Raw genomic sequence first — 3,333 nt, 5'->3', positions numbered from 1 at the left:
TTGCTCAACTCACGGCCCCGCAAAACCCTTGAATGGGATACTCCGTTGGAAAGGTTTCGCACATCGCTCGTTGCGTCAACCACGTGAGCCCGACGATGATGACGGTGTATCTTCGAATCCATGAACAGGCAGGGAACAGCGACACGATCGTTGTTGCTACTTCTGCTGCCGTTCATCGCGATGCTCGCTACTCCGCCGCTCGCCTCTTCAAGCAGTGCAGCGGTTCTGGGAACTGCGATCGCGGTGTTCGTTGTTGCCGCGCTGGCGACGTCGCCTCGCGGCGAACTGCTTCAACTGGTTTCGTTGTCCTCACGTGGTCCATCCCGTGACGAGCGTTGTCTGCGTGGCTCTTTCCGCAGGCAGAGTAGTCCGGACGCCCCTGGCCGTCCGCAACCCAGAGCGCCGGGAATCGGTCTGTAGACCGACGCTGTTCGGGCGACAAACTCGTTCCTAGGTCGGTCTGAGAAAACTCAGTCCACGACCATTCCCGCGCTCGCAATCTGCCGCGAGCGTGCCTCTTGGTGAGGTTCATCCATCATGCTCGATTTCATCTATTACCCCGTGTCCGCAATCTTGTGGTTCTGGCACAAGGCCTTCTCCCTGATCTCGGGAGCCCCCGACAACGGGGTCGTCTGGGCGCTGTCCGTGGTGTTTCTCGTCTTCACGCTCAGGGCGGTGCTTTTCAAACCCTTCGTCAAACAGGTCCGCACGCAGTTGGTGATGCAGAAACTGCAACCGCAGATCAAGGCATTGCAGAAGAAGTACGCCGGCGACAATCAGAAACTCGCTGCGGAGATGGCAAAACTCCAGAAGGAACACAACTACAGTCCGCTGCTCGGATGTCTGCCGATGCTGATCCAAGCGCCGGTGTTCATCGGTCTCTACCACGTACTTCGCTCGTTCAATCGGACCGGACCGGCCACCCACGTTCCGTTTCTCAGCCCTACCGAACCCATGTCCATCGCCGACAACGCGAACACGGCGAACTACTTCTTCAGCGCTTCGGATGTGCAGTCGTTTCTCGACGCCAAGCTGTTCGGTGCCCCGCTCTCGGCGATGATCTCGAGTCCGGCCGCGCAATTGGAGGCGTTCGGCGATGTCACGAGGCTGTCCATAGTCCTCGTCGCAGTTCCGCTGATGATCTTTGCCGCGGTGGCGACGCACTTCACGTCGCGAGCATCGATTGCGCGACAGGTGGACACCGGTACCGTCAACCCGCAGACGGCGATCATGAACAAACTTGCGCTGTGGGTGTTTCCGGTCGGCGTGATCGCCTTCGGTGCGTTTGCACCGATCGCGATCCTGATCTACTTCGTGAGCAACAACTGCTGGACGTTTACGCAGCAGCATTTTGTCTACGGGCGGATCGCAGCCGAGCAGCGGGAAAACGATGCGCTGATCACTCCCAGTTCGGCGCCGACGGCTCCGGCTCCGGGGGCCAAGCCGATCCGAGCGAAACGGAAGCGGGGACTCCCTACCGGCGAGTAACACACGTACGCTGGATTTCATGACCAAGTGGACTGCAGAAGACGTTGTCGATCAGACCGGCCGAACGTTTGTGGTGACCGGGGCCAACAGTGGGTTGGGGGAGGTAGTCGCACGAGCATTGGGCAAAGCGGGTGCCACCGTCGTACTCGCGTGCCGTGACACATCGAAGGCTGAACCGATTGCGGCGGAGATCGGTTCCAATGCACTGGTTCGCCGACTCGATCTTGCCGATCTGGCGTCGGTGCGGGCATTCGCCGACGCCACCGAGACCGTCGACGTTCTGGTGAACAACGCCGGTGTGATGGCGATACCGTTTCGCCGGACGGTCGACGGTTTCGAAATGCAGATCGGCACAAACCATCTCGGGCATTTTGCGCTCACCGGCTTGCTGAAGGACAAGCTGACGGACCGGGTCGTGACGATGTCCAGTGCGCTGCACCAACTCGGAACAGTCGACCTCGACGATCTCAACTTCGAGCACCGCAGATACAACCGCTGGCGGGCATACGGGCAGTCCAAGCTCGCTAATCTGCTGTTCACGTACGAACTTCAACGACGGCTGGCCGCGTCAGGTTCTCCGCTCAAGGCGTTGGCGTCACATCCGGGATACGCGTCGACAAACCTGCAGGGACACACCGAATCCGTCTTCGACAAGATCATGGGCATCGGCAACCGGATCATCGCTCAGTCAGCGGAGATGGGCGCATTGCCGGAACTGTATGCGGCAACTGCTCCCGATGCATTCGGCGGTAGCTACATCGGCCCCGACGGCCCGTTCGAGCAGCGTGGATATCCGAAAGTGGTTGGCTCGAACAAGAAATCACACGATACCGAGACCGCTGCAGGCCTGTGGACCTTGTCGGAGAAGTTGACCGGGGTGTCGTTCGGAATCTGAGGTTCTGTGCCGATTACCTAGCGTGTGCGGGCTTTGTCCGCCGGGCGGTCGGCGAACATAGCCTCGATGCGGGCCTTGATCTCCTCGGTACTCATCGCGCCGCCGGGCGCGGGGTGCCGAGGAATCGCTGGTGACGGCAATGTGGTCATGGGTAAGTTTCCTTTGTCGTGCTTCGAATTCGTCTGTACTGGAAGAATTTCCGTGATGAGCATTAGATGACGAGCGCAGCAAAACCGATACATGCGACGACGAGTACCGCGACGAGTGCGCAGAGAGCGATAGATCCGGTCAGTGCAAGGGCGGGCGCCGAAGCGGGCACTGCTGACCCGAGTGCGATGAACGAGGTCGATCGGAACCGCGAATTCTGCGGTTCTGTTGGCAAGTGATCCTGATCGGGCGTGCGGTGGTCCATGATCCTACGGTGGTCCATGATTGTGTCCTTGTCATCCGACGGTCTGTTCGAGGTGCCGAGTTCATCGGCGCGGTGCACATCAGCACTCGGATGGTGTTGCCCGTCCAGGGGGCGGGTCGACGATCAGGCGTAGTCGTTCGATCAGGCGGTGTCGTTCGACCCGCAAGGCGCGACTGGGCGGGAGTATCGGGAACAGCAAGATCAGGCCCTTTCCATTGCGTTCCGGACCTCTGACAAGGTCCGGCCCGGAAGGCCCTGTTGCTTAAGGCACGTTCTAGGTGTCTCCATCATTGTCGGCCACATGTGAGGTGAACCACAAAATGACCGCTCCAACTTTGTACAGCATGGCGGGAGTCGATGCCACTTGGACGAATGTCCATCCCGTCGATGATCGAGGGGGCCGAACGCAAAGCGACGGCCGCGCTCCCAGGGGGTGGCGGGCGGCGCGGGCGGGGGGACGCTGTCAGGGGTGGGGGGGGGGGGGGTTGGTGTACACGCAGTTGGCGGGGGTGGGGGGGCGCCAGAGATCGGGTTACGC

5 protein-coding genes are annotated in these 3,333 nt (G+C 60.5%); 3 read left to right on the top strand and 2 right to left on the bottom strand.

What is annotated here, in order from left to right:
* Positions 1-120: 120 nt before the first annotated feature.
* The 3 genes from ACFRFQ_RS25880 (at position 121) to ACFRFQ_RS25870 (ending at position 2,383) form a co-directional block, all read left to right on the top strand.
* On the top strand, positions 121-420 hold the full coding sequence (locus tag ACFRFQ_RS25880) for a DUF6412 domain-containing protein (protein WP_378664147.1): 300 nt from the start codon (positions 121-123) through the stop codon (positions 418-420).
* Positions 421-537: 117 nt separating this feature from the next.
* The gene (yidC, locus tag ACFRFQ_RS25875; protein ID WP_378664144.1) at positions 538-1,488 is read left to right on the top strand and encodes a membrane protein insertase YidC; all 951 of its coding nucleotides are present in this window, start codon (positions 538-540) and stop codon (positions 1,486-1,488) included.
* A 19-nt stretch (positions 1,489-1,507) separates the two neighbouring features.
* A complete protein-coding gene (locus tag ACFRFQ_RS25870) occupies positions 1,508-2,383 on the top strand; it encodes an oxidoreductase (RefSeq protein WP_378664141.1) in 876 nt (291 codons plus the stop codon).
* 17 nt (positions 2,384-2,400) lie between these two features.
* Here the strand turns inward: ACFRFQ_RS25870 and ACFRFQ_RS25865 are convergent, their stop codons facing one another.
* Together ACFRFQ_RS25865 and ACFRFQ_RS25860 are read right to left on the bottom strand one after the other, a co-directional pair.
* A complete protein-coding gene (locus ACFRFQ_RS25865; protein ID WP_378664138.1) occupies positions 2,401-2,532 on the bottom strand; it encodes a hypothetical protein in 132 nt (43 codons plus the stop codon).
* A gap of 62 nt (positions 2,533-2,594) precedes the next feature.
* On the bottom strand, positions 2,595-2,813 hold the full coding sequence (locus ACFRFQ_RS25860; RefSeq protein ID WP_378664135.1) for a hypothetical protein: 219 nt from the start codon (positions 2,811-2,813) through the stop codon (positions 2,595-2,597).
* Positions 2,814-3,333 lie beyond the last annotated feature (520 nt).

Origin of the sequence: Rhodococcus sp. NPDC056743, from assembly GCF_042790355.1 — a bacterium.
GTDB lineage: Bacteria > Actinomycetota > Actinomycetes > Mycobacteriales > Mycobacteriaceae > Rhodococcus_F.
The sequence above is the reverse complement of the archived record's forward strand: the minus strand, read 5'-3'. Positions and strand labels throughout refer to the sequence as shown.